The organism is Mycobacterium sp. HUMS_12744610, assembly GCF_041206865.1.
GTDB lineage: Bacteria > Actinomycetota > Actinomycetes > Mycobacteriales > Mycobacteriaceae > Mycobacterium > Mycobacterium servetii.
The window spans coordinates 1717630-1741888 of record NZ_JBGEDP010000001.1 but is presented as its reverse complement, the minus strand read 5'-3'; the positions used below and the strand labels follow the sequence as shown (position 1 = coordinate 1741888).

General features: G+C 66.5%; 22 protein-coding genes. 10 read left to right on the top strand and 12 right to left on the bottom strand.

The window, feature by feature from the left end; all coding sequences use genetic code 11:
* Positions 1-63 precede the first annotated feature (63 nt).
* Both AB8998_RS08695 and AB8998_RS08690 read left to right on the top strand, forming a co-directional pair.
* A complete protein-coding gene (locus AB8998_RS08695; RefSeq protein WP_369737508.1) occupies positions 64-417 on the top strand; it encodes a DUF732 domain-containing protein in 354 nt (117 codons plus the stop codon).
* Between the two features lie 190 nt (positions 418-607).
* The gene (locus AB8998_RS08690) at positions 608-784 is read left to right on the top strand and encodes a hypothetical protein (protein ID WP_369737506.1); all 177 of its coding nucleotides are present in this window, start codon (positions 608-610) and stop codon (positions 782-784) included.
* Between the two features lie 137 nt (positions 785-921).
* Here AB8998_RS08690 and AB8998_RS08685 read toward each other — a convergent pair whose 3' ends face one another.
* Together AB8998_RS08685 and AB8998_RS08680 are read right to left on the bottom strand one after the other, a co-directional pair.
* On the bottom strand, positions 922-1260 hold the full coding sequence (locus tag AB8998_RS08685; RefSeq protein ID WP_369741481.1) for a DUF732 domain-containing protein: 339 nt from the start codon (positions 1258-1260) through the stop codon (positions 922-924).
* A gap of 147 nt (positions 1261-1407) precedes the next feature.
* A complete protein-coding gene (locus AB8998_RS08680) occupies positions 1408-1767 on the bottom strand; it encodes a DUF732 domain-containing protein (protein ID WP_369737505.1) in 360 nt (119 codons plus the stop codon).
* Between the two features lie 963 nt (positions 1768-2730).
* On the opposite strand from AB8998_RS08680, the gene AB8998_RS08675 reads away from it, so the two are divergent.
* The 4 genes from AB8998_RS08675 (at position 2731) to AB8998_RS08660 (ending at position 6690) form a co-directional block, all read left to right on the top strand.
* Entirely contained in the window at positions 2731-3879 is a 1149-nt protein-coding gene (locus AB8998_RS08675) for a PPE family protein (RefSeq protein WP_369737504.1), read from the top strand.
* A gap of 147 nt (positions 3880-4026) precedes the next feature.
* Positions 4027-5391 carry a PPE family protein gene (locus AB8998_RS08670; protein WP_369737503.1) on the top strand — a complete coding sequence of 455 codons (1365 nt, stop codon included), beginning with the start codon at positions 4027-4029 and terminating at the stop codon, positions 5389-5391.
* Between the two features lie 262 nt (positions 5392-5653).
* Positions 5654-6010, top strand: a complete 357-nt coding sequence (locus AB8998_RS08665; RefSeq protein ID WP_369737502.1) for a hypothetical protein — start codon at positions 5654-5656, stop codon at positions 6008-6010.
* A gap of 32 nt (positions 6011-6042) precedes the next feature.
* Complete coding sequence (locus tag AB8998_RS08660) at positions 6043-6690, top strand: GAP family protein (protein WP_369737501.1); 648 nt, start codon at positions 6043-6045, stop codon at positions 6688-6690.
* Positions 6691-6718: 28 nt separating this feature from the next.
* Here AB8998_RS08660 and AB8998_RS08655 read toward each other — a convergent pair whose 3' ends face one another.
* From AB8998_RS08655 to AB8998_RS08615, 9 genes are all read right to left on the bottom strand, one after another.
* Positions 6719-8080 carry a cation:proton antiporter gene (locus tag AB8998_RS08655; RefSeq protein ID WP_369737500.1) on the bottom strand — a complete coding sequence of 454 codons (1362 nt, stop codon included), beginning with the start codon at positions 8078-8080 and terminating at the stop codon, positions 6719-6721.
* Complete coding sequence (locus tag AB8998_RS08650) at positions 8062-9024, bottom strand: hypothetical protein (RefSeq protein ID WP_369737498.1); 963 nt, start codon at positions 9022-9024, stop codon at positions 8062-8064. Before AB8998_RS08650 ends, AB8998_RS08655 begins: the two co-directional genes overlap by 19 nt.
* Before the next feature lie 79 nt (positions 9025-9103).
* Entirely contained in the window at positions 9104-10039 is a 936-nt protein-coding gene (locus AB8998_RS08645; RefSeq protein WP_369737496.1) for a sulfotransferase domain-containing protein, read from the bottom strand.
* 398 nt (positions 10040-10437) lie between these two features.
* On the bottom strand, positions 10438-11817 hold the full coding sequence (locus AB8998_RS08640) for a PPE family protein (RefSeq protein ID WP_369737495.1): 1380 nt from the start codon (positions 11815-11817) through the stop codon (positions 10438-10440).
* A 9-nt stretch (positions 11818-11826) separates the two neighbouring features.
* Entirely contained in the window at positions 11827-13056 is a 1230-nt protein-coding gene (locus tag AB8998_RS08635; protein WP_369741480.1) for a PPE family protein, read from the bottom strand.
* 96 nt (positions 13057-13152) lie between these two features.
* Positions 13153-14079, bottom strand: coding sequence for a sulfotransferase domain-containing protein (locus AB8998_RS08630; protein ID WP_369737494.1), 927 nt, complete (start codon positions 14077-14079; stop codon positions 13153-13155).
* A gap of 53 nt (positions 14080-14132) precedes the next feature.
* Positions 14133-14825 (bottom strand): adenylyl-sulfate kinase, encoded by a 693-nt coding sequence (gene cysC / locus AB8998_RS08625; protein ID WP_369737493.1) that lies wholly within the window; start codon positions 14823-14825, stop codon positions 14133-14135.
* A gap of 180 nt (positions 14826-15005) precedes the next feature.
* Positions 15006-15782 (bottom strand): 3'(2'),5'-bisphosphate nucleotidase CysQ, encoded by a 777-nt coding sequence (gene cysQ, locus AB8998_RS08620; RefSeq protein WP_369737492.1) that lies wholly within the window; start codon positions 15780-15782, stop codon positions 15006-15008.
* Positions 15779-17227: an MFS transporter gene (locus tag AB8998_RS08615; protein ID WP_369737491.1), complete on the bottom strand. Its 1449-nt coding sequence runs from the start codon at positions 17225-17227 to the stop codon at positions 15779-15781. Before AB8998_RS08615 ends, cysQ begins: the two co-directional genes overlap by 4 nt.
* Before the next feature lie 863 nt (positions 17228-18090).
* On the opposite strand from AB8998_RS08615, the gene AB8998_RS08610 reads away from it, so the two are divergent.
* Genes AB8998_RS08610 through AB8998_RS08600 form a run of 3 tightly spaced genes read left to right on the top strand, consistent with a single transcriptional unit; the run spans position 18091 to position 19832 of the window.
* The gene (locus AB8998_RS08610) at positions 18091-18219 is read left to right on the top strand and encodes a hypothetical protein (RefSeq protein ID WP_369737490.1); all 129 of its coding nucleotides are present in this window, start codon (positions 18091-18093) and stop codon (positions 18217-18219) included.
* A gap of 39 nt (positions 18220-18258) precedes the next feature.
* Positions 18259-19524 (top strand): sulfate adenylyltransferase, encoded by a 1266-nt coding sequence (gene sat, locus AB8998_RS08605; RefSeq protein WP_369737489.1) that lies wholly within the window; start codon positions 18259-18261, stop codon positions 19522-19524.
* On the top strand, positions 19521-19832 hold the full coding sequence (locus tag AB8998_RS08600) for a DUF6955 family protein (RefSeq protein ID WP_369737488.1): 312 nt from the start codon (positions 19521-19523) through the stop codon (positions 19830-19832). Before sat ends, AB8998_RS08600 begins: the two co-directional genes overlap by 4 nt.
* A gap of 103 nt (positions 19833-19935) precedes the next feature.
* Here AB8998_RS08600 and AB8998_RS08595 read toward each other — a convergent pair whose 3' ends face one another.
* Positions 19936-21351: an MFS transporter gene (locus tag AB8998_RS08595; RefSeq protein WP_369737487.1), complete on the bottom strand. Its 1416-nt coding sequence runs from the start codon at positions 21349-21351 to the stop codon at positions 19936-19938.
* Between the two features lie 1652 nt (positions 21352-23003).
* On the opposite strand from AB8998_RS08595, the gene AB8998_RS08590 reads away from it, so the two are divergent.
* Complete coding sequence (locus AB8998_RS08590) at positions 23004-24212, top strand: PPE family protein (protein WP_369737486.1); 1209 nt, start codon at positions 23004-23006, stop codon at positions 24210-24212.
* Positions 24213-24259: the final 47 nt, after the last annotated feature.

Genomic DNA, 24259 nt, shown 5'->3' with positions numbered 1-24259 from the left:
AGTAAGGTTCCATCCGGCCGATCGTGCCCTATGCTTTGGGTCGAATCTCTTTCGGATCTCGAGATGGGAGACGACATGTGCGCAATGAAGCGGCTGCTTGTGGCTATCGCTTGTACAACAACCTTTTTCGGCGCATCTGGCGTCGCAGAAGCCGACGGGGACGACGGGAACGACGACGCATTCATCGAAGCACTCAACGCAGAGGGAATTCAATACCCGAACGCGGATCAGGCCATATCCAGCGGCAAAGCTGTGTGTTCCTATATCATCGCCGGACGACACACGGAAAACGAGACCGTGCAAATGGTGGCTGAACAAAATCCCAAGCTTTCGTCGATTCAAGCCGTTCAATTCGTAAACCTGGCCCGCGGGGCGTATTGCCCGTTGCCGCCGATGGGCGGCGGTGGCGGCGGCTAACAATCAAGTCTTTGCTTGGCGGCGCGGTCACATGGGCTCAGATGGGGTGCGTGCAGGTACCTTGGCGGTGCCCAAGTTCAAGGCCCGCCAGCGTCGGCTGTCTTCACCAGAGTCGTGTTGAACGCCTACCAGGCTCCGTTCACGATCTCAATCCCATCGAGATGATTTGGGGCATCGTTACAGTAAATCCGTGGATCTGGTCAACCTGTGTCCAGCCACGATCGAGCAGGACCGCGCTGCAACCGAATCCCGGCCCAACCGCTTCGGCTCCAACTACGACCTGCGTTTCGCTTCCTCGCCCACACGGCCCATTCGCATCCCCACCGCCGAACGTACTCGACCACCGAATGAGCCGGTCTTGCTGTAACAGTGGAGCCGAGGATCCCCATTACTGCGCGGAATCGGGCAGGTTCACGCAGAAAATCGATCGCGTCAACACGGTCGAAGGAACCGCCGACGCCGCCGCCTTACCGGGCCTCGGTGAGCGGCCCACACAGCCACCGACTACGGCTGCGACCGGTCGGCGACAGGCTGATTGTCACTGGCGCCGGTGACGGACTGGTGGCAGTACGTATCCCGTGCGATGGCCACGAACTGGCCTGCGTGTGTCAGCGTCAGCTCGGGATTGGCGTTTTTCACCCCGCGCGCGGCCTGTGCGGCGGTATGACCATCTGCGAGGTAGTCACACACCTCCCGGGCTGCGGACCTGACTGCGGACGTATCCGGAAATTGAATACCAGCCTGGTTGAGCGCGTTTAAGAAGGCGGCGTCGTCGGCGTGCGCGGTTGCCGGCACCGCGAAGGCGGCCATCCCGGCTACGACCACAAGCGGCTTAACGAACATCGGTGTCACTGTTGCCTCCCTGTCAACATCAAGCGAGCCGGTAGGCTCCGTGTGGAGAACCCAAAGCCGTTTCGGAAATCTTGCGTGGCAACTGCTTTCGGTGGTACGAGCACGCTATGGTCGCCGTCCCCTGATTGGTCACGCTGTTCAACTATTGACGGCAGCCGACAAGTCGTTCGGACAGTAGGTCTCTCCGGCGATCTCCACGAACTGCAAGGCGTTGTTGTTGGACAGATGGTGGTTGCGGATTTTCAGTGCGCGCGCCACGACCGTCGGGGAGCGCCCTTCCGCGAGGTAGCCACACACCCCTTTCGCGGTCGCCACGGCGTCCTGCGCGTCGGCGAACTCGATGCCGACCCGGTCCAGCTGGTCCAGGAGTACGGCGTCACCGTTGTCGGCCTGAGCGGGCACGGCCAGGCCGATCGCGGTCAGGGTGCCGGCGACGGGCAGAACCAATCTCGTCGACCACATGGTTACGGAATTTTTGTCGCCGGCGGCGAACGCCACCTGGGCGGCAGGTGACGAGAAGGTGAATATCGATGGGCGAATTCCTTACGTCGGCATTGCCCGCTGCCCGAATAGGCGCCGCGACGGGGTGTCCGCGGATTTCGAGAGGGTGCCCGCGGTGGACACGTCGTCGCTGTCTGGGCGACGTCGGCGTGATCGACGGGCATTCGGGGAGTGGGCTGCGCGGCAGCGCGCCATGATCACTGCAATCTCCCGACAATGTCCGCGGTGCGCCTGCAGCCGTGGACATTCGCGCCCACCACACCGGCCCCCAGCGAGGTTGTCGACATCGCGGTATCCCGGGTTGCACGTCGTGAAAACAAAACCACACCGGCGAAGTCGCCCACCGTAGCGAGGGCCCCGCAACGGTTCTCGGCAACCGGTTATGGACGGCCTTCACCCCGTAGGCCGGGGCCCTACACTAAATGGGGTTTTCTCGTCTGCCACAGAAAATGGGACTACCTCGCGCCCAGTGCGTCAGCGGCGTTTGCCGAACCGATTCGCGGCCGTCCCGCGTGGTCGTCGGTAACCAATAGTTCATCCGCAAGTCATCGTTTAGCGCATCTGTGCGCCCCGTCAGTTCACCGGAAGAGATTGTCATTCCCATGGTTGACGACTGGTCCGCACGAAGGAGTGCTCAGGCCCATGATGGCTGACTGCCTGCCGCGATCTACGGCTTACGAGGCCCCCACGACCCGTCGACCAGCGGCAGCTCAGGAAACGATGGCCAGCGGCACCGCGCATCGCACATCAGCATCGCCGAGCCAGAATTGTTTGTCCCTAACGCTTTTCGATGAACTACACCGCGGCGTCCCGACGACACGTCGGCCGCGACGACAAAGCGGTGACCGAAAGCGCGGCAACGCCATCGCTTCGCCCGCCCGAATCATGCCGTTGGCAAGCGGCGAGCGTTGCCAGCAACACCCGCAGATCCATCCACGAGTCAGGAAAATGGGGAGATAAATGGTTGTGGACTACAGCTTGTTGCCACCCGAAATCAACTCAGGGCGCATGTATGCCGGTCCCGGATCGGGCTCGCTCGTCACCGCCGCAGCGGCCTGGGATGCGCTGGCTACCGAGTTGCATTCAACGGCGGCCCAATATCGTTCGGTAATTTCAGGCTTGACCGTCGCACAGTGGGCCGGCCCGTCGGCGACGGCGATGGCGACCGCCGCCCAGTCGTATGTGACGTGGCTGCATAACACCGCCGGCCTGGCCGAACAAACAGCCGGCCAGGCCAAAGCTGCCGCGAGCGCCCACGCGGCCGCACTGGCGGCTCACGTTCCACCGCCGGTGATCGCATCCAACCGTGCCTTGCTGGCCGCGCTCGTCGCGAACAATTACTTCGGGCAGTACAGCGCGGCGATCGGGGAGACCGAACGTCAATACGCACAGATGTGGGCCCAGGATGCCACCGCGATGCACAGCTACGCACGTTCGTCGTCGGCCGCGTCGGGACTCACCCCGTTCAGCCAACCGGCACAGAACACCAACCCCGCCGGGCAGGCGGCCCAATCCGCCTCGGTCGCCCAAGTCACCGGCAGCAGCACCGGATCCAGCCTGCCGTCGTGGCTGACACAGTTACTCGGGAACGGCGATCTCATCAACGCCGACGGCTTACTCGGCCAGATGACCGGGTACGGGGGCCAGGCGTTCGGCAACGGCACCGCCTCCTGGGCCGATATGGCAAACGCCCTTAGTAACGCCAACAACGGTATCGGTTTGTTGACCTGGACGGCCGAGAACCCCGGCGGCCTCGCCGAAACACTCAACCCGGCATTCGTGGGTCCGGCGGCGTTGAACTTCGGCGGCGGGGCGGCGCGCGCCGCGGCGACAGCCGGTGCGGCCGCAAGCGCGGGCCAAGCACTCAAGATTGGCGCGTTGTCGGTGCCGACGGGTTGGGCAACGCCCGCCGCTGCCATCACGCCGGTGTCGTTCACCTTGCCGGTCAGCAGCGCAACCGGCATCCCGGTCGCCGCCGGTGGCTTCCCGGGTGGGGCGTTCGGCGAGACCATGCTGGGCACCCTGGCCGGCCGTGGTCTAGGTGGGGCGACGGCGCGCGCCGCCACCCGCCGGGACAGTATCGTATCTCGCTCACCCGCGGGCGGCTGAACCATCCCCATCGGAGGACGCGATCTGGCGGCGAATTCCGCCTGCCCGCTCGAAAGATGGTTTCCACGCCCAACGGACCCCAGGACTCGTCAAGGGCTTGCGCGTATCTACTACTGAGCTTTGCTAACAAGAAAGTGGGCAACACCGATGGACTTCGGATCACTTCCACCGGAGATCAATTCGGGGCTGATGTACACCGGCCCCGGGTCAGCGCCGCTGCTGGCAGCCGCGGCCTCGTGGGACGCGCTGGCCGACGAACTGGATTTGACCGCAACCGGTTACGCCTCGGTGATCTCCGAACTCACCGGGATCGAATGGGCCGGCCCGTCCTCGACGACTATGGCGAGCGCGGCCGCTCCCTATGTGGAATGGTTGCAGACCAGCTCCGCGCAAGCCGAGCGGACTGCCATGCAAGCCAAGGCGGCTGCGGCGGCCTACGAGGTGGCGTTTGCCGCCACCGTGCCGCCGGCGGTGATCGCCGCCAACCGGGCGACGTTGGCCGCGTTGGTCGCCACGAACTTCTTCGGGCAGAACACCCCGGCGATCATGGCAACCGAAGCGCACTACGCCGAGATGTGGGCGCAGGACGCCGCCGCGATGTACACCTACGCGGGTGCCTCGTTGTCGGCGAGCGTGCTCACACCCTTCCGCGAACCGCCGTTGACCACCAATGCGGCCGGGCTGGACACCCTGACCAGTACGGTCGCCCAGGCTGCCGCCACCGTCGGGAGCAACGCCCAGACTCTGGGGGCCAACGCCGCCAACGCCTTAAGCCCGTCGGGACTGCTGGCGTTCCTGGACTCCAATGCCGGCGCCCTTACCGTGCAGGGCCTGGGCTGGGTCAATCAGGCGGTGGGAGACACTACAAACGTCCCGCTTGGCTACTTCACGGCCTTCTACACCATTGGTGCCAACGGCTTTGGTTATTGGCGTGAGGGCCTCGTGCGCGGTGGGATCGCCGGATACACCTGGTTCGAGGGGCTCGGCGGTTTCAACAACTTGTCCGGTGTCGGTGGCTATCTCGGCGATCTGGGTAAAACCGCGTTGCTGGGGCCGAATGTTGCCGGTTTGCCGGCCGCGGGCATGGCGCAGGGGTATGGGATCGGCGCGTTGTCGGTGCCGGCGAGTTGGGCCACGGCCGCTGCCGAGACCCATCCGATCGCACTGTCGCTGGCGGCCACCAATGCCAACGCGGCCCCGGCGATAGCCGCCAGCCTGCCGCCGGGGGTGGCGATGCAAGAGGCGATGGTGGGCACGATGTCCGGGGGAGGCGCGGCGAACGCGGTGGCCGACACCCATGGCGACGGTCGCAGCGGCAAGAACCGCCGGGGCAAAGACGACAAGGAGAAGGACGGGGAGCGGACGGCCGCCGCCCTGCTCATGCCCAGTGGCTGGCTGGCGTCGACGTTGGCGTACCACAACCGCCGACGGGTGGAGCCGGCATCGACGTCGCTACCTCTTCCGCCGCATTGGCAGGAGGAATTGGCCGCCAACGAATTCGCTTGGGGCTAGCGGCGATCAAGAATACCCACAGGGCTGGCAGGATGGACGGCACGCGGCCTGGCGGGGCTTGAGCTGCAGCCGGCGTGCCCGAAATCCCGAAACTGGCGGTCAAACTGCGGTCGCCGCAGATGCCTGTCATGACCCGGCCCTTGTAACCTCTGGCGCGTGGCGTTCGGCCGGGCAGCAGCGGGGAACAGGCCACCGCAGCCACCCGCGCTCCGATGCCAGGCATGGCCGAATATGGCTGGGCGTGGACCGGTAACCTGACGTCATGCAGCGCTCGTCCATTGTCTCCCTGTTGAGCGAACGCGCCAGAATGCGGCCAGACACCGTGGTATTTCGCGATACGCACCGGAATGAGGTAGCTGTCGGCTCGATCCCACGCCGGACCGTCGAATCCGCCATCCCCGTCGAATTTGCCGCGCAAACCGGCGACGATAGCCACGCCGAGCAGGAGGGCAGGCGCGGGGACACAGTGCACACGTTCACCGTCGGCGCCGCCGATATCCGCGACGTGACATCGCCGTCACACGCTCGCAACGCGGGCGGCGTCGTCGTCACGTCGCCCGGATCGCTTCCGGCGCCGACGAGCGGCGAGATCAGGCGGCTCGCCCGCTTGCACGTCTGAGCGGACACGCCCGTCCGCAATCACATCCCGCCATGTTGATCACCATCCTGGTGATGGCCGTCGCCGTGAGCCTCGAACCGTTCCGTATCGGGATGACGGTGCTGATGCTGAACCGGCCGCGGCCGCTGCTGCAACTGCTCGCCTTCCTGTCCGGCGGTTTCGCGATGGGAATGACGGTGGGCCTGGCCGTTTTGTTCGTGTTTCGGCGCATTCTGGTGCGCTCCACCTATTTCACCCTGCCCAGGGTCCAGATCTTGATCGGGCTGCTCGCGCTGCTCGTCGCCGCCGTCCTGGCCGTCCGGGTCGCCACCGGGCGATCCGGTTCGGTGAGGCTGCCCGCGCGGACAAGCCGGCTGCTGCACGGTCGCTCGCTGTGGGTCGCCGGGGTGGCCGGCCTGGGCATCGCCCTGCCGTCGGTGGACTATCTGGCCGCGCTGGCCGTCATCCTGGCCTCGGGCGCGGCCGCCGCGACGCAGGTCGGCGCGCTGTTGTTGTTCAACGTCGTGGCCTTCGCGTTCGTGGAGATCCCACTGCTGGCCTACCTGCTGGCGCCGCGGGCGACGCGCACGTCCGTGGCGGCGTTGCACAACTGGATCCGCGCTCGGCGCCGCGTCGAGGTGGCCGCCCTGCTCACCGTCGTCGGCGTTGTCCTACTGCTGGCCGGCCTGACCGGTCATTGAGCGTCGGCGCGCGCTGCCCGACCGGGAGCTAGGCCTGGGTGGGCTGATCCGCGGCCGCCCGGCCGACGGCCGGCGCGGCCTCGGAGTCATGAGGCGCGCCGACGGGTTCCGCTGCCGCCATGCCGTCTCCGGACACCGTCTCGTCCAGGTCGGACTTGAGCAACGGCCAGCCCTTGCGCAGCACGTAGTCCAGCCACGCGCCGGCCAGCTGCGAGGTGAGCACGGCCGCGACCACCAGCGTGGTGTAGAACGTCGGGCTGATGATGCCGGCGTCGAAGGCGACGCTGGCCAGCACGATGCCGGGGCCGCCGCGGGCGTTGGTGGTGATCGCGAGGTTGATCAGGTCGAGTCCGCGGAAGCCGGCGAACCGGCCGGCGAGCGCGACGGACATCAGCTTCACCGCGCAGGTGCCGAGGATGAAGATCGCCATCATCGGCAGGGAGACGCCTCGGATGAGGTCCAGCTTGAGGCCGACGATCGCGAAGTACACCGGGATGAAGAAGGCGAAGGAGACCTTGCTGATCGCCTCCATCGAGTCGTCGAAGATCCTGCGCTCCTTGTGCACGACGGCGAACCCCGCCAGGAACGCGGCGAAGACGAGGTTGACGTCGAGCGCACCGGCGATGGCGCAGTAGGTCAGCAGAATCGCGATGGCGTAGCCGGTCGGCGAGTGCTGCGCCAGGACGTTCCAGCTGGCGGTGTTGACGCGCCGTATCAGGCGCGGCGCCAGCGTGAGCCCGACGACGAAGTAGGCCACGGTGATCGCCAGGTGCACGGCCATCTCTTCGGGCTCCAGCGCGGCCTTGGCCGCGACCGCGGTCGCGATGGCCAGGGCGAGCCACAACACGATGTCCTCGATCACGGCGACGCCGAGGATGAGCCGCGCGAACCGGGTGTCCATGATGTTGAGGTCGGCGAAGATCTTCGACACCACCGGCACCGACGTGACCGCGACCCCGACGGCCAGAATGATGATGAGCGACAACCGGTTTCCGTGCGGTCCGGCCAGGCTGGGCCGGATGAGATGCGGTCCGAAACCAAGACCCAGCAGGAACGGGATGCCGGTGCCCACGATGACGAGCCAGCTCACGGTGCGCCGCTCCCCGCGACCGAACAGTTGCTGCATCTCGGCCCCGGACACGAACATCAGCAGCAGCAGGCCGAGCCAGTAGACGAACGTCAGGATGTTGCCCTGATGCGTGGCGCTGCCGACGAGGTGGGCCATGAACGGGATCTGCCCGAGCACCGCCGGGCCCAGCACGATGCCGGCGAGAATTTCGCCCACCACCTTGGGCTGGCGAAGCTTGACGAACACGTACCCCAGCAACTGGGCGAGCCCCACTAGTAAGAGCAGGACGATGATGACGTGGGTCAGTTGGGCGTTTGACACGATGCACTCCTCATATTCAGCCGCCGGTAGGGCAGGTAGGCGAGCGTCAGGGCTGCCGCCCCGACGGTGACGGAGACGGGAAATTCGATACTGAGAGAACCGATGACCAGCGGAAGCAATCCGATCGCCAACGCTGGTGGCATGTGGAATTTCAGGGCGCGAAGCGCGATGATGCCGAACACCATCGCGCATCCGGCCGCGAAACCGCCCTTGCCCCAAAGGCTGACGACGATCCAGCCCGCGGTCGATATCAACGAGCATGCAGCCAGAAGCGCGATCGGCTTTCCGGCCCAGGGGCAGGTACCGGGATGCGCGAACATCGCGTAGGCGATGACGATCAGCGGCGGGAACAGCAACAGCCGCAGGCCCGAACCCGCGGCGCAGAACGCCATCGTCGTCACGAACGCGTATAAGGGCACGATCCAGCCGCGCCCGACCGGTGACGTTTCGAGGATGTCGTCGAGATTCGTGGCCGCGGCCCCGCCGGCCGACTGGTATCTGCGCCGGCAATACCGTTGCCACGGCATCAGGATGCAAAGCAGGACAACGAGACTGGCCGCTATCGAGGCGGGATAAACCCAGCTCTGGATCCCCAGGACCAGGGGCAGCACGCCCGCCGCGATGGCGGGGGCGATGTTCGATTTGAGCGCGGCGACAACCAGCAGGCACACGGTGACAAGGCCCAAGACGCTCAGAGCGTGGTACGGGAACTGCCGGGTGGTCCACACTCCGGCCACCGCCGCCAGCGACGGTGTCAGCACAAGCCGCGCCGGCTGGCTCGCCCATTTACCCCAGGGCCGGGTCAGCACGTCGTAGGCCAGGGCCGCGAGGCCCGGGAAGAACAGGTAGTGGTGGCCGTCGCACTGCGCTGCCACCACGATGTAGACCACGGCCACGGCCTCCATGAGGAGGCGGTGGCGCGGCGTCAGCACGCGCTGAGCCATGGCCGCGGAACCCACGCGCGTGCGCGGGACCCCGTCGTTCGGCGAGGTCCCGCTAACCTCCACGTGGTGGCGGTGAAAGCTAACCCGCTGTTGGGGTTTCACCGGTCTCCAGCCAGTGCGCGCACTCGGCCCCCAGCTTGTTCAGCGCGACCCGGTCGAAACGCTCGACCTGCTGGGGGCTCAGCTCGGTGCGGTGGTCACGTTTGAGCCCTTTGTGGAAGAACGCCTGGGGGCTGGACATGTGCGCGCCGCCGAATGGCGCCATTTTCTCCGCGCGGGCACTCATGTAGTCGAACGAGCAATGTTCGACGATGGCGTCCATCCGCAGCGACCCCGGATCGATGGAGAAGAACTCCGCGAGCTGGGCTATCTGGCCCGGCAGGTCGTCTTTCAGCTGCCGGTAGTGCAGGAGCAGGATATTCGGCTCATCCTTGAGCCTCCACCAGGAAGCCATGACGTCGATCAGGTCGCAGCAGCCGTATCCATTCGTCTCGAGCCACAGATCGAAGAAGGTCGACATGTCCTCGGGGATGACCAGCGGAGCGGAGTCGCCGGACCACGCCGCGTGAATCCGGTTGATCTCCGCCATGGTCGCCGGGGAGAAGTTGTGGAGGTAGTTGTGGAAGCTGATTCCCAGGTCTTTGCCGTTGCGGCCGACGAACACGTAGCGGGCCACGGGCGCGATCGGCAGGGCGTCCGCGGGCAGGTGCGACTTCATGACCCGCCGCGTGCCCGCCTCGCGCTGCCCCTTGAGCGTGGCGAGCATTTCGGCGTGCTCGCCCCAACCGGAGTCCAGCCACGGCGAGGTGTTCGAGAGGCCGGCGTCCCCCTCCTCGCCGTTGTGCAGGATCTGCTGAACGATTCGTTGAGTCCAGGTGGTGCCGGCCTTGAACGGGTCGGCGACGACGATGTCCCCGCCGACAAAGCCGCCCTGGACCAAAAAGTCCTCCCACACCGAGGAATTGGACAGGTAGTCCCTCAGCACCCGGGTCGGTGCGATGAGTTGGCTCGGCACGGCGATCCTGCCTTTCTGCGGGTGGGTCGGATGTCAGCGATTTCTAAGCCCGCTGACAGGGCGCGCGGAGGTGGTCGGAGCGCCCCTGCGCCGAAAAGCGGGAACGATCGGAAAAAATTCGAGCGGAAATTGACATTTGCCGTACCAGTCGGCTAACGAGGTTCGGTCGACGAAAAATCCCGCACCGAACTGGGGATTTGGCGGGAGTCAGGACGCAGGTGCCGGCGCCGGTTATCGTTGCGATGTCACCGACCGCCTCTCTGGGCCCGTTTTATTCATCCCGATTCTTAAGGTACCCTTGCCGCCCAAGCTGACGGTTAGCTGTGTCCCGGTTGGGTGTTTCCTGTTCCTTGCGTCGTGGTCCGGCGATGAGCTGGGCTTCGCCGCGGCACCGACTTCTATTCAGGCCGCGGTAATCTCACGTTCATACCGCCGTCGGTCAAGTGCACCGCGTGAATGCCCGGCTTCTTCCTCAGCTTGGCGACGAGGCTTTCCAGGTCCGCCGATTCGGTGTACCAATGCTGGACGTCGTCGGGCTTGTCGGCCATTTCGGCCACGAGCCGCTGCAGATTCGCCGGCGTCTCACCGTCTTTGGACGCGCCGTCCTTGAGCGAGGTGGAGCGCAGTCGGACGCCCGCGCCGCCGAGGGCTCCGGGCACGGCGGCGCCCAGCGCGCTTCCGGCCATGCCCGCCAACGCCATTCCGCTCAGCCACGTACCCTCGCTGACCGCAGCCGCCGGTACCGCGTCCGCCCCCGCGCCGGACAATACCGCCGCCACCGTCCGGATCGCCGGGGTGGCCGTGGCCCAGCTGGGCGGCACGGACACGCCGCCGACCAGGCCGGCGTGACCGACAGCCGCCGAAACGCTGCCCGCGCCGGCAAGATTCGCCAGCGGCGACGCCGAACCCAGGCCGGCTTCCAACGCCCACTCTGCGCCGCCGGTCACCCCGATGCCGGCCGCGGGCTCCAATCCGAGGACGTACCTCGCCCCGGCTACCAGGCCGAAGATGGTGTTGATCATGACGACGTTGACCGGCAGGACCAGCTTGCCGATGCCCTCGAAGTCCGCGCTGAGCGAGCTCAGCGTCTGCATCCCGGCGAAGTCCTGCAGGGCGCTCACCAGTCCGGCGGCCGGGTTCGGCCCGGTCAGCACGGTGCCAAGACTCTGCAACGCGGCGGGCACCGCGCCGAATGCGGCGGCCAACTCCGTTTGCGCGCTTGCGATGACGTTCGACACCGGGCCGAGCGCTCCGGCCGTGGCGGTGGTCGCCGGCGGTGGTGTGAACGGGGTGACCGCCGACGCGGCCGCCGACTGGGTGGCGTAGGTGGACATCGCCGAGGCGTCCTGCGCCCACATCCGGCTGTACTGGGCCTCGTTGGCCGCGATCGCGGCGGTGTTCTGCCCGAAGATGTTCGTCGCCACCAGGAACGCCAGTTCGCTGCGGTTGGCCGCGACCACCGCCGGCGGCACCGTCGCCGCGAACGCCGCTTCGTAGGCGGCCGCGGCACCACGGGCCTGCGCGGCGGCCTGCTCGGCCTGGGTGGCCGTGGCGTTCAGCCAGTCCAGATACGCGGCCGCGCTCGCCATCGACACCGACGACGGGCCCCGCCATGCCGTCGTCAGGCCCGCGATCACCGAGGAGTAGGACGCGGCCGTGCCGTGCAGTTGCGCCGCCAGCGTGTCCCACGCCTCCGCGGCCGCCAACATCGGCGCGGATCCCGGGCCGGCATACATGCGTCCGGAGTTGACCTCCGGTGGCAATAATCCGAAAAGCATTGGCGGACCTCAGGCTTCTGGGGGAAGAGCGGGAATGATGAAGATGTTGACCGGTCCGGCGGCCTCGCCGCTCGCGCCGGCCCCGGCCGATCGCGCGGCGGTGCCGCCGGTGTCCGCGATCGCCCTGCCGGCCAGGCTCGACAGCGCCACGTTGCCGAACAGGTTTCCTTCGCCCTGCGTTGCGGCGGCGGCCGCAGCGCCGGCGGGGCCGGGGTCCGCGAACACCGCGGCCACCGGCTTGACCGCCGGGGCCGCCATCGCCCAGCCCTGCGGCACCGACAGGCCCCCGACGAAGCCGGCCCGGTTCACACCCGCCGTCACCGCCGAACCCAGCGCGCCGGTCGGCGAAACCGGCCCCGACGCGGCGGCGATTGCCGGCGCCGTCCCCAGCTTGGCCATGGCGTCGGACAGGTTCGCCCCCGCCTGGGGCAGCAGGTAGCTCTGTGCGCCGAGGAGTTGCGGCGCGCCCACCGCGCTGAAATACGACAGCGGCGACAACGGCCCGTTCCCGAAGGCCACGAGCGAATTCAGCGCCGATGCCAGCGATTGCGGCGCCGACGCCGAGGGGGAGGTGGTCGCGGGTGCCGCGGCGGCGGATCCCGCGAGGCCGTGCAACGAGGACGGCACCGCCGACATCAGCGGTGGCAGCGCCCGGGCCCCGGCCTGGGTGCCGGTGGCCTGGGCGACGGCGGCGGCCTGTCCGGCGGCGCCGGCCGGTTCGGTGGTCCGCGGCGGGGGCCCGAACGGCGGCAGGGTCGCGGCGGACGCCGAGGAGCCGGCGTAGCCGTACATCGCCGCCGCGTCCTGGGCCCACATCTCGAGGTACTGGGCCTGGGTCTCCATGATCGCCGGGGTGTTCTGGCCGAAGAAATTCGTCGCGATCAGTGCCAGCAGCTGCGCGCGATTGGCCGTGACCGCCGCGGGGGGAACCGTCGCCGCGAACGCGGCCTCGTAGGCGGCCGCGGCCGCCCTGGCCTGGCTGGCGGCCTGTTCGGCCTGCACGGCCGTACCGGTCAGCCAGGCCACGTACGGCGCGGCGGCGGCAGCCATCGTCAGCGACGAGGGGCCCTGCCACTTCGCCGTGAGCCCGGAAAGCGCCGAGGAGTAATGCGCTGCGGCGGAATGCAACTCAGCGGCCAAACCGTCCCAGGCCTCCGCGGCGGCCACCATCGGTCCCGACCCTGGGCCCGTATACATCCGCCCGGAGTTGATCTCCGGCGGCAGTGCACCGAAATCGATCACCGAACCAATCCCCCGTTCGCGTCGTCGTGCTGAAGCCCGGACGGCAGTCCAGCCGTCCGGGTCCGCGTCAACGACTCCGCGCGACTTGCGATCCTAGCGACTTTCGCCCGTCTCCAACCACTGTGCGCACTCCGCACCCAACTTGTCGAGGGCTTTGCGGTCGAATCGCTCGATCTGCTCATCGGTCAGCTCGGTGCGGAAGTCGCGCTTGGGCCCCTTGTGGAAGAAGGCCTTGGCGCTGGACATGTGCTCACCGCCGAAGGGCGCCATCTTCTCCGCCCGCCCGCTCATGTACTCGAACGAACAGTGCTCGAGGATGGCATCCATGCGCAACGACTCGGGCTCGATGGACAAGAACTTCGCGATCCGCGAAACCTGGCCCGGCAGATCTTGTTTCAGGTTCTTGTAGTGCACCAGCAGGATGTTGGGCTCGTCCTTGAGCTTCCACCACGACGCCATGATGTCGAGCAGGTCGCAGCACTGGTACCCGTCGGTGTCCAGCCACAGGTCGAAGAACTCCCGCATGTCCTCGGGAATCACCAGCGGAGTGGAGTCATCGGACCACTCGGCGTGAATCCGGTTGATCTCCGCCATGGTCGACTCGGAGAAGTTGTGGAGGTAGTTGTGGAAGCTGATTCCCAGGTCTTTGCCGTTGCGGCCGACGAACACGTAGCGGGCCTCGGGCGCGATCGGCAGGGCGTCCGCGGGCAGGTGCGACTTCATGACCCGCCGCGTGCCGGCCTCGCGCTGCCCCTTGAGCGTGGCGAGCATTTCGGCGTGATCGCCCCAACTGGAGTCCAGCCACGGCGAGGTGTCCGAGAGGCCGGCGTCGTGCTCTTCGCCGTTGCTCAGGATCTGCTGCAGGATCCGCTGGGTCCAGGTGGTGCCGGCCTTGAACGGGTCGGCGACGACGATGTCCCCGCCGACAAAGCCGCCCTGGGCCAAGAAGTCTTCCCACACCAGGGAATTGGACAGGTAGTCCCTCACGACCCGGGTGGGCGCCAACAGTTGGTTCGTCATATGAGATTGCCTTTCTTGAAGTTTCGTCGTTCGGATCTACGGGCAAGGACTCTCTAGGCCTCGGCGCTCCCTCCCAGCGGTCCTCCGCTTCGCGCGAGCGCCGGAATGATGCCCACCTTCTCCAGGTGGGAGATCACTTCCTCGGCCAGGGTGTCGGCATCCTTGGATCCGCCTTCGAGCCGTAACTCCGGCTTGGACGGGGCCTCGTACGGGTCGTCGATCCCGGTGAACCCCTTGATCTTGCCGGCCCGGACCTTCTTGTAGAGGCCCTTGGGATCGCGCTGCTCGCAGATCTCGATGGGAGTGTCCACGAAGATCTCGACGAAATCGTCCTCGTTGAGGGTGGCGCGCACCCTGTCCCGGTCACGGCGGTACGGGCTGATGAAGGCCGTCAGCGCCACGACGCCGGCCTCGCAGAACAGTTTCGCCACCGACCCGATGCGCCGGATGTTCTCCTCGCGGTCCTCGGCGGAGAAGCCCAGGCCGAACCGCTCGGCGAATTCCTTGCCGTGGTGCTCTTCGATGATGTCGGGATTGGCGTTGAGCCCGTACCGGACGTTGTCGCCGTCGAGCAGGTAGCTGCGCAGGCCCCGATCGTAGAGTTTGACGTCGACGAGGTTGGCTATCGTGCTCTTTCCACTGGCACTCAGCCCGGTGAACCAGATGACGCAACCCCGGTGCCCGTTGAGCCTTTCCCGCTCGAGTCGAGTCACGCTGTGGTCGTGCCACGTGATGTCAGTCCTCACTGCAAAGCCCCTTTCCGGTCATATCGACAGTGCGATCGAGAGTTTCACTACGCAGACATTTGACTGGTTGCCGCGGTGGTACCATCGCCCGCCTTTCTGCGCTCATTTTAATCAGCCTGATTTTTATTGTTGTCGCGTAAATACGTAATGGTTCGCTTGACGACGCTTCCTACCGCTGACTCACCTGAAACCCATGACGAAGCTGCCATTTTTCAAAGTCGGCTTGTTATACGTCAACGACGACGTCCGCTGCCCCAGCCGTGCCGAATTGCGGTAGATGCAGTCACCCGCCGCGACGTCCCATTCCATGGTCGGGTTCATCCGCGGGTAGATGTCCGCGAGACCCTCCGCTACCAGGCAGAACTTGAGCGAACTGCCCGCACTCACCCGCTCCTTGACCGGAAGGTCCTTGAGGTACTCTTCCAATTCCGGCGAGGGGTGCGACTTGCTCTCGACGACGGTGAGTCCCTTGCTCAGGTCCGGCACCGACGAGAAAATGCGCACCGGGTGCCCGTCGCCCCTCCGCCGCCAGCTTCCCGCGTCCTTTTCCGCGTAATAGAGCAGCTCCTGCGCCGGAACGTAGATCACGCCGAGCACCGGTTCCAAATTGTCGATCAGCGCGATGTTCACGGTGAATTCGTCGCTGCCCTTCAGGAATTCCTTGGTCCCGTCCAGCGGATCCACCAGCCAAAAACGCCGCCAGTCCTTCCTGGTCGCGTAGTCGGCCGATTTCGATTCCTCCGAGATGATCGGGGTCCGCGGATCCAGGGCCGCGAGATGATCGGTGATGTAGTGGTTGGCCGCCAGGTCGGCGTCGGTGACCGGCGAGGTGTCGTCGCCGTGATCGCCCTTCTCCACCACCCGCGGATCCCGCCGGTACTTGAGCGTGAGCTTGCCGGCTTCGACCGCGATTGCGCTCACCTGTTCGAGGTGCCGGCCCAGGTCGGTCCCGCTCATCGATTCACTCCCCCTTCGGTCATTGCCGTCTCGATCGACTCCGCGGTCACCGGTTCCCGGGGCCCCGACGTCGCCGCCCGCTCGGCTGGTGACCGGACGTAGCGCGCCCAAGTCAGCGCCGCGGCGCCGACGTAGCACGCCAGGAAGATGCAGAACGCCGGGGTTTCCGTCCCCTCGGTGTCGTAGGACTGCCGCAGCGCCAGGTTGATCCCCACCCCCCCGAGCGCGCCGGCCGCGCCGGCGAACCCGATCAACGCGCCCGACCTGACCCGCGCCCAGTGGTGGCGTTGGCTGTCGTCGAGACCCAGCGCCCGGCTGCGCTCCTCGAACACCGACGGGATCAGCTTGTACACGGCACCCTTGCCGACACCGCAGAAGATGAACAGCGCGATAAAGCCGACGATGTAGCCGGCCATCGTCAACCCGGTCAGCGTGTTCCCGCGGTCCTCGGCGCCGTCGGCGTTCGTGCTGACGGCGACGAGCAGCCCGCCGGCCAGGATCGCGGCGAGGAACGCGGTGAAGGTGACGTGGCCGCCGCCGAAGCGGTCGCTCACCTTCCCGCCGACGATGCGCGCCAGCGAGCCCAACAACGGCCCGATGAAGGCGATCTCGGCCGCGTGCAGCGCCGCCTGGGCATGGCTCTCCCCCGCCGCGAAGAAGTTGTGCTGCAGCACCTGACCGAAGGCGAAGGCGAAGCCCAGAAAGGAACCGGAGGCACACATGTACAGCAGGGAGATCGCCCAGGAATCGGGCACCGCGACGATGGCCCGCAGGTTGTCCAGCGAAAGCCCGGTACGGTGCGCGACGACGTCGTCCATGAACACCGCCGCGCCGACGCCGCCGACGGCCAGCAGGACCAGGTAGATCGCACACACCCAGTAGGGCGCCTGGTGCCCCGCGGTCGCCAGAACGACCAGCCCCACCACCTGGATGGCCGCCGAGCCGAGATTGGCCAGCCCGCCGGTCAGCCCCAGCGTGAAGCCTTTGAGCCGCTGGGGGAACAGGCCGTCGACCTTGGCCAGCGACCCGGAGTAGTTGCCGCCGCCCAGCCCGGTCAGCGCCGCGCAGATCAGGTAGGGCCACAGCGGCAGGCCGGGATGGGCCAGCAGCACGATCGTCCCGGCGGTGGGGATCAGCAGCACCAGCGACGAGATCGTGGTCCAGGTGCTGCCGCCGAACCAGTTGGCCGCCATCGCGTAGGGAATGCGCACGAGCGCGCCGACCAGGGATGCGACGGCGTCCAGCAGGAGCTTGTCGCCGGTCGAGAACCCGTAGATGGACTGCGGCATGAACAGCACCATCACCGACCACAGGTACCAGACCGAAAAGGCGATATGCGCATTGATGACAAGCCAGATCAGGTTGCGACGGGCGATGGCGTCGTTGCCGGCGGTCCAGGCAGCCGTGTCCTCTGGATTCCAAGAGGTGATGCGCGAACGCGCCATGCGCTGTTTACCTTTCAGGGTTGATGCCGGCAACCACCAAGCCGCCCCTAGCGCGTAGGGAATAAGGTTGGGATTTGTTGCGCCGGTGGTCGATTCGGTGTGAGCCGATCGAATTCGCGCCGCGTGGTTGGCATTTCGCCGTCTAGCGACGGCAGAAGCCGGCCGGCCTTGCGGACCGAGGGTCCCGCGTGGCGCTCAGGCGGAGATCAGGGTGAGTGGGAAATCTTGGATCGGCGCTCATAGTCCTCCTGCGTCACACGCGGCTGCATCGCTTGTCAGCCGAATACTGATCGGTTACGCAGGGACTGTTGGCCGTCGTGATCCGACGAGCGGTTATGGCGAGCCCCACCGCCGTCTTGCGCGACCAGGCCGGGGTGACTCCCGAACCTCGACACCGCAAGCTGACTGCTTCGTTCCTCAGTCAAACGGAGTTGTGGGCATCAGACAACTCGACGGGGTTGATGCACAGGAGATTTCCAGCAGACTTCATCGAGACGTCCAGCTAAGGGGTGACCGGGATGCCGCAGCGGGCGGGGGATGCCCCCCGGCGCACCACGAGTGGCATGAGATCGGCTCCCCCGTCGACTCCTCGGCGAGCCCGCCCCTGCGACGCGATGGCCACCCGCCCCGCGCTCCGAGCCCGCACCCGACGGCGTAACCGCAGCGCCCGCCAGCGCGCGCGACGCCGCGGCCATATCTGTTGCCGGACGGCGCTATTCGCGTCTCCAACACGCCGGCCGGCACTGCGCCTCCCGCGAGGGCCGTAGCGCCGCACCGGCGGCCCGGCGGTGTCCTTCCCGCCTCGGCGCGAGAGCGGGCGAGGGGTTGGCTAAAATTGGCGACGACTCGCGCGGCATCGGTTCTTGCACAGCACCAAGGCGATGATGGCCGTCATCGAAGAGAGCGAGACAGATTCAGCACAGGAGCGACGACGGTGGCGCAGCGCCGATAAAGACAACCGCAAGAAGTACCCCGCCGAACTGAAAGATTAACAGTGGCAGAACTTTGTCTCGGAAAGAGGTGTTAGCAAGATGGATTATATCGGTCACAACGGTAAACCGATCGTGGAGCGGGTCTCGACCGCGAACGCAGCCAAGCAGATCGAGGGTTTGACGCGCGTTCCCATATCCAAGGCGACCGCGCACGAGGTGATCAGCCTCTCCTACGGTTTCTTCACCCCACTCACCGGATTCATGAACCGGCGGGAAGTGGACGGGACGCTGGACGACATGCAGCTTCCAGACGGGACGCTGTGGAGCATTCCCATCGTGTTCGACATGTCCACCGACGACATCAAGAAGTTCGACATCACCGAGGGCAGCAGCGTCGTACTCGAGTACCTCGGCGCGCCGATGGCCGTCTTCGAGATCGCGGAGATCTACGAGTACGACCTCGAGCGCATGGCCGAGAAGACGTACGGCACGACGGACGCCCGGCACCCGGGCGTGAAGAAGACCATGTCCTACCAGAACCGGTTCCTCAGCGGTGGCATCACCCTGATCAACGAGCCGGTCTTCAACGAGCCGTTCAAGAGCTTCTGGCTCACGCCCAAGCAACACCGGGACGTGTTGACGCAGAAGGGCTGGCAGAACCTCGTCGCACACCAGACGCGCAACGTGCCCCACACCGGTCACGAGGCGCTGATGAAGCAGGCCTGGTTCGCCGCGAACGAGGACCTCCCCATCGACACGCTGAAGACCGGTGTGCTGGTCAACTGCATCATCGGGCAGAAGCGGGCCGGTGACTACATCGACGAAGCGATCCTGCTGGCTCAGGACGCCCTGCGCACCAACGGCTACTTCCGCGACGACGTCCACAAGGTGACCTTCACGTTATGGGACATGCGGTACGCCGGCCCCAGGGAGGCGATCTTCCACGCGATCCTGCGGGCAAACCTCGGCTGCACCCACCACATGTTCGGCCGTGACCACGCCGGCGTCGGGGACTTCTACCAGCCCTACGACGCGCAGAACCTCTTGACCAAGCACCGCGACCAGCTCTCCATCAAGCCGGTGTTCCTCAAGGAGAACTGGTACTGCCCGCAATGCCAGGAGGTCACCAACTCGGCGCTGTGCGGCCATGACGCCACGTCGCAGAGCTTCAGCGGCAGCGTCATCCGCAGTATCCTCACCGACGAGGTGAAGCCGACCCAGCGGGTAATGCGGCACGAGGTGTTCGAGGTCGTCATGGACAGCGCCGCCAAGTACGGCGAGGGGTCACCGTTTTGCACCGAGGAGTACCTGAAGAACCGGCGGCCGGTCTTTTCGCTCAATCAACTGGAGGGACTCGACTCATGAGCACGAATGGTGGCACCATCAAGATCAACGTGTGGATCAACGAGGAGCGGCTCGAAGCGCTGGAGAAGGCGGGAATGGCGCAGCTGGCGGAGGACGCGTTCGCCGGCATGAGGCTGCTCGCCATCCACACGACCGAGGAGCAGAAGGACGTCATCCTGCAGCGGTTCGCGGGGGCGAAGTACGACTCCGCCACCACCAAGTCCATCGAGTTGCTGCCCAAGAAGGCCAAGGACAAGTTGCTGGAGCTCTCCATCCAGATGCATTCGACGGGTCCCGAGGTGACGGATCGCTTCCTGCAGGAGGCGTGAAAGCCGGAATCTCTGAGCAAAGCCAAGGGCCGAGCGGGACTACGTCCCCTCGGCCCTTGGCTTTGCCGCCGTTGGGTTATCGGTGGCGTTCATCGGAGAGCAGTCAAGTGTTGACCGGCACCTCGGCGGTGGTCTGCAGCGGCGCAGCCGCCGGCGCCACCTTATCCTGCGGCCGCACGTAGCGCGCCCAGGCCAGGACCGCGGCGGCGATGTAGCACCCCAGGAAAATCCAGAACGCGGGCGTCTCGGTGCCGGCGCGGTCGTAGGACTGCCGCAACGCCAGGTTGATCCCCACACCCCCTAGCGCGCCGAACGCCCCGGCGAACCCGATCAACGTGCCCGATCGCACCCGTGCCCAGTGACGCCGTTCGGCCTCATTGACGTCCAGCTGGCGGCTGCGTACCTCGAAGATGGACGGGATCAGCTTGTACACTGCGCCCTTCCCCGCTCCGGAGAAGATGAACAGCGCGATGAACCCGACGATGTAGCCCGCCAGCGTGAAGCCCGTCACGGGGTCGCCCTCGTGGCGGGTAAGGTCGTCGTGGGTGCTGACGGCGACCAGAAAGCCACCGCCCAGGATCATGCAGGACAGTAGGGCCAGGCTCATGTGGCCGCCGCCGAAGCGGTCGCTCAGCTTGCCTCCGACCACGCGGGCCACCGAGCCCAGCAGCGGACCGGTGAAAGCGACCTCGGCCGCGTGCAGCGACGCCACCCCGTGGCTTTGGCCGCTGGCCACGAAGTTGTGCTGCAGCACCTGCCCGAAGGCGAACGCGAACCCGAGGAACGACCCGGAGCAGCACAGGTAGAGCATCGCGATGCCCCACGAGTCGCCCACCTTGAGGACGTCTTTGAGGTGGCTCATATCGATGCGGTAGTGCAGGTTGTTCATGAACAGCGCCGCACCGAGCCCGCCCAGGGCCAGCAGGGCCAGATATACCGCGCAGACCAGGTACGGCGCCTCGTGGCCGGCGGTGGCCAGCACGATCAGACCGACCGCCTGAATGGCCGCCGACCCGAGGTTGGCGATGCCACCAGTGAGACCCAGTGCGAAGCCCTTCAACCGCTGCGGGTAGAAGGTTTCGGCGGTGGCGAGCGACGCCGAGTAATTGGCACCCCCGAGGCCGGTCAGCGCCGCGCACAGCAGATACGGCCACAACGGCAGCCCCGGATGAGCTAGCAGGACGAGCGTGCCGACGGTGGGGATCAACAGTACCGCCGAGGAGAACACCGCCCAGTTGCGGCCGCCGAACCTGGCCCCCGCCATCGCATACGGGATGCGGGCGACCGCTCCGACCAGAGACGCGGTGGCGCCGATCAGCAGCTTGTCGCCGGTGCTGAAGCCGTACACGCCGTATGGCATGAACAGCACCATCACCGACCAGAGATACCAGATCGAAAACGCGACGTGCGCGGTCACGATCGACCAGATCAGGTTGCGACGGGCTATGCGGCTGTTGCCGGCCGCCCAGGCCACGACGTCTTCCGGATCCCAGTCCAGGATGCGACGCGTACTTGCCATGCGGTCTTTACCTTTCACAATGTCGGGCAACCATCAGCCACTCTTCGCGCGGTGGGGAGCCGGGTTGCGGTGAACTCGTCGGCGCTACGGATCCTGCACTCCGAACAGCCTGGCGGATCTGCCGTTTCCTTATCGCCCACCCGCATGGAGGAAGATCCGTATTCGGCGCGGACCGCGCCGCGAGACCGAAACCCGTTGTCGGTCAGTGACATTGAACGACACCATGGAACATGCGCCCGACCCTACCCGGCGGTCGACGGCAACGGGCATCGACACCCCGAAGCCGCGCAAGGCGCGGCGGCCGACGATCTTGCCCGCCCACCTGGGCGACACACGAGACGAGACATGAACCGCCACTTGCCGCCCTCCGCGTCACATCTGGCCGCCGTCGCCGGCGTAGCACCGGCTGCTACAGGACCTGTTGGCGGTCGACATTGACGCGCGATCATGGCGGGTCCGGCGCCACAGTGGGTCGACCCGTTCGGGACACCTGCCGGACACCATTCGGAAACCGTTCGGATACCTTCTGGCGCGCATTTCGGGTGAACCGCAGCGGCGACATGCTCCACTACCCAATAGTAGAACTCAATTCCCGCGCTCCGACAACTCGCACCGACCGATAAACAGGAAATCCCCAGTTAACTTCACAGAGACGTCCAGCTACCCGGGCCGGGCTCCGTCGACGACCTCAAAGCGCTGTTCATGCGCGTATGAGCTCACAAGCCGACCGGGGACAGGTGAGGTATTACTTTCCCAGCAAATTCGAGAATTGCGGGCGGGGCGGGCGGCGGACTATGCCCGCTCCACCTGCCGGCCATCCTCCATTCACTCCGGATCGGGTGAAATGTGACCGCCTCGCGGGGAACAGAAATTAGCTGCCCTGAGATTTACGATCCGCAATGCGCGGCCCGCGGCGCCGGCCCGGTTTGCCGGATCCCTCGCGCGTAGGGTTCGGCACCGCCCGCGATGGCGGCCAGCACTGGACGCCGGCCGGCGCATCAGGCCGTGCCGGTGGCAAAGCCCCCGGCACACCGCCAATTTGTGAAAAGTGACGTAGGTAACGCCACACCGGCGCCGGTCGCTTGCCGGGCCGGCACTTTCCGGTAGCCCCGGCCGGGGCGGTCCCGTGCATGACGATGGTCGCGCCGCGCAGTCAAAGTTCTTGCGGCCGCTGCGATCACGCCCATTGATCCTGGCGGCCGCAACCGCGTCGATTGCGGCCGCCATTGCGATAACCCCGGGCGGACACCCACCTCACCGCTAACTGAATATGCCGGTGAAGTTAGCTGGAAATCTGCTGTACATCGGTCATTCGTCGTTGTCGAACGGCCTACGCTGGGCTTGACTGTCTCTTGAGTGTCAAGGTGCGTTGACAGGGGTGTGCCCAGCGGTGGGATCGCCCCGCCCCGGCAACGCACGATGGCGGTGGGGCCCGCCAGAACTGCGCGTCACCGTCGACCGCCAACGGTCCCTTCGGAACAATGAGTGCGCGACTGCCCAATGGCGCAGCAGCCGCAACGACCCGAAGGAGCGCAAATGACCGTTGAATATTCGTCCTCGAGGCCACGGTCGTTGACCGCACCGGTCGGCGCGCCCCTCGCGGTCTCGACGCTCCGCGGCGCTGCGCGCCCGGGCGAGGGAGGGGAACGCTGATGCTGGATTACGGGGCGCTGCCGCCGGAGATCAATTCGGCGCGCATGTATGCGGGTTCGGGCTCGGGCCCGATGATGGCCGCCGCCGCGGCCTGGGACGTGCTGGCCAACGGCCTGGAGTCGGTTTCGCGGGGTTACTCCTCGGTGATCACGCGGCTGCAGGGCGAGAGCTGGTCCGGCGGCGCATCGGAGGAGATGAGCAGCGCGGTCGCACCCTATGTGGCCTGGGTCGCGACGGCCGGGGCCAAGGCCGAAGAGGCCGCAGGCCAGGCGCGCGCGGCCGCCGCGGCTTATGAGACGGCATACGCGGCGACGGTGCCGCCGCCGCTGGTCGCGGCCAACCGTGCACAGTTCGCCGAATTGGTCGCCAACAACGTCTTCGGGCAGTACACCGCGGAGATCGCGGCCGTCGAGGCGCAATACGAGCAGATGTGGGCCCAGGACGCCGCCGCGATGTACAACTACGCGGCGTCCTCGTCCGCCGCGACCACGCTGTCGCAGTTCGGCCGGCCGCCGCAGACCACCAGCGCCGCCGCCCAGCCCGCCCAGGCCGCCGCGGTGTCGCAGAGCACGGGCAACTCGGCGGCGGGCCAGGCTCAGACGACGCTGTCCCAGCTGATGTCGAGCGTGCCGCAGCAGCTGCAATCGCTCGCTTCCACGGGATCTGCGAACCCCGCACAGGGGACGGGGGTTAACTCGTTACTCAGCGCCTTCGATGCATTCAACACCCTCACCGGGCCAACAAGTCTCGGCGCTGGCCTCAGCCGCACGATCACATCGGGTGGAAGCTTCGGGACGGGACTTCAGCGTGTCGGCCTGCAGTCGGGCAACGCCGCCGCCAATCCGGTCATCCAGGGCGCGGGTGGCGCCGCCAAGGCGGCCGCGGCCGCGGGCTTGGGCCACGCGCCCGCCCCGGTGGTCGCCAATGCGGGCACCGCCAGCACGCTGGGCAAGTTGTCCGTGCCGCAGAGCTGGACGACGACGAACCCGGCGGCCACCACCGTCGCCGAGCCGCTCTGGCTGTCCGACTCCGACATCAGCGGGGGCCCGTCCTGGGAGGAAGTCACCCCGGCGACCAACATGTGGAACGGCGTGCCGGCGGCGGGGACCGGCACCAGGTCGAGCGTGATATCGGGTTCCTCGGTCAACAACGCGCTGCGGGTGGGGCCGCGCAAATTCACCATGCCCCGCCCCTCCCTCGGCGGATAGCAGTCACTTACCACCTCAACGCTGAGAAATCGCCTCTCCAGTCCGGG

Coding starts and splice junctions, on each gene's coding strand:
- AB8998_RS08695 (WP_369737508.1), top strand. CDS start 64: ATGGGAGACGACATGTGCGCAATGAAGCGGCTGCTTGTGGCTATCGCT.
- AB8998_RS08685 (WP_369741481.1), bottom strand. CDS start 1,260: ATGTTCGTTAAGCCGCTTGTGGTCGTAGCCGGGATGGCCGCCTTCGCG.
- AB8998_RS08675 (WP_369737504.1), top strand. CDS start 2,731: ATGGTTGTGGACTACAGCTTGTTGCCACCCGAAATCAACTCAGGGCGC.
- AB8998_RS08670 (WP_369737503.1), top strand. CDS start 4,027: ATGGACTTCGGATCACTTCCACCGGAGATCAATTCGGGGCTGATGTAC.
- AB8998_RS08665 (WP_369737502.1), top strand. CDS start 5,654: ATGCAGCGCTCGTCCATTGTCTCCCTGTTGAGCGAACGCGCCAGAATG.
- AB8998_RS08660 (WP_369737501.1), top strand. CDS start 6,043: ATGTTGATCACCATCCTGGTGATGGCCGTCGCCGTGAGCCTCGAACCG.
- AB8998_RS08650 (WP_369737498.1), bottom strand. CDS start 9,024: ATGGCTCAGCGCGTGCTGACGCCGCGCCACCGCCTCCTCATGGAGGCC.
- AB8998_RS08640 (WP_369737495.1), bottom strand. CDS start 11,817: ATGCTTTTCGGATTATTGCCACCGGAGGTCAACTCCGGACGCATGTAT.
- AB8998_RS08630 (WP_369737494.1), bottom strand. CDS start 14,079: ATGACGAACCAACTGTTGGCGCCCACCCGGGTCGTGAGGGACTACCTG.
- cysQ (WP_369737492.1), bottom strand. CDS start 15,782: ATGAGCGGGACCGACCTGGGCCGGCACCTCGAACAGGTGAGCGCAATC.
- AB8998_RS08615 (WP_369737491.1), bottom strand. CDS start 17,227: ATGGCGCGTTCGCGCATCACCTCTTGGAATCCAGAGGACACGGCTGCC.
- sat (WP_369737489.1), top strand. CDS start 18,259: ATGGATTATATCGGTCACAACGGTAAACCGATCGTGGAGCGGGTCTCG.
- AB8998_RS08600 (WP_369737488.1), top strand. CDS start 19,521: ATGAGCACGAATGGTGGCACCATCAAGATCAACGTGTGGATCAACGAG.
- AB8998_RS08595 (WP_369737487.1), bottom strand. CDS start 21,351: ATGGCAAGTACGCGTCGCATCCTGGACTGGGATCCGGAAGACGTCGTG.
- AB8998_RS08590 (WP_369737486.1), top strand. CDS start 23,004: ATGCTGGATTACGGGGCGCTGCCGCCGGAGATCAATTCGGCGCGCATG.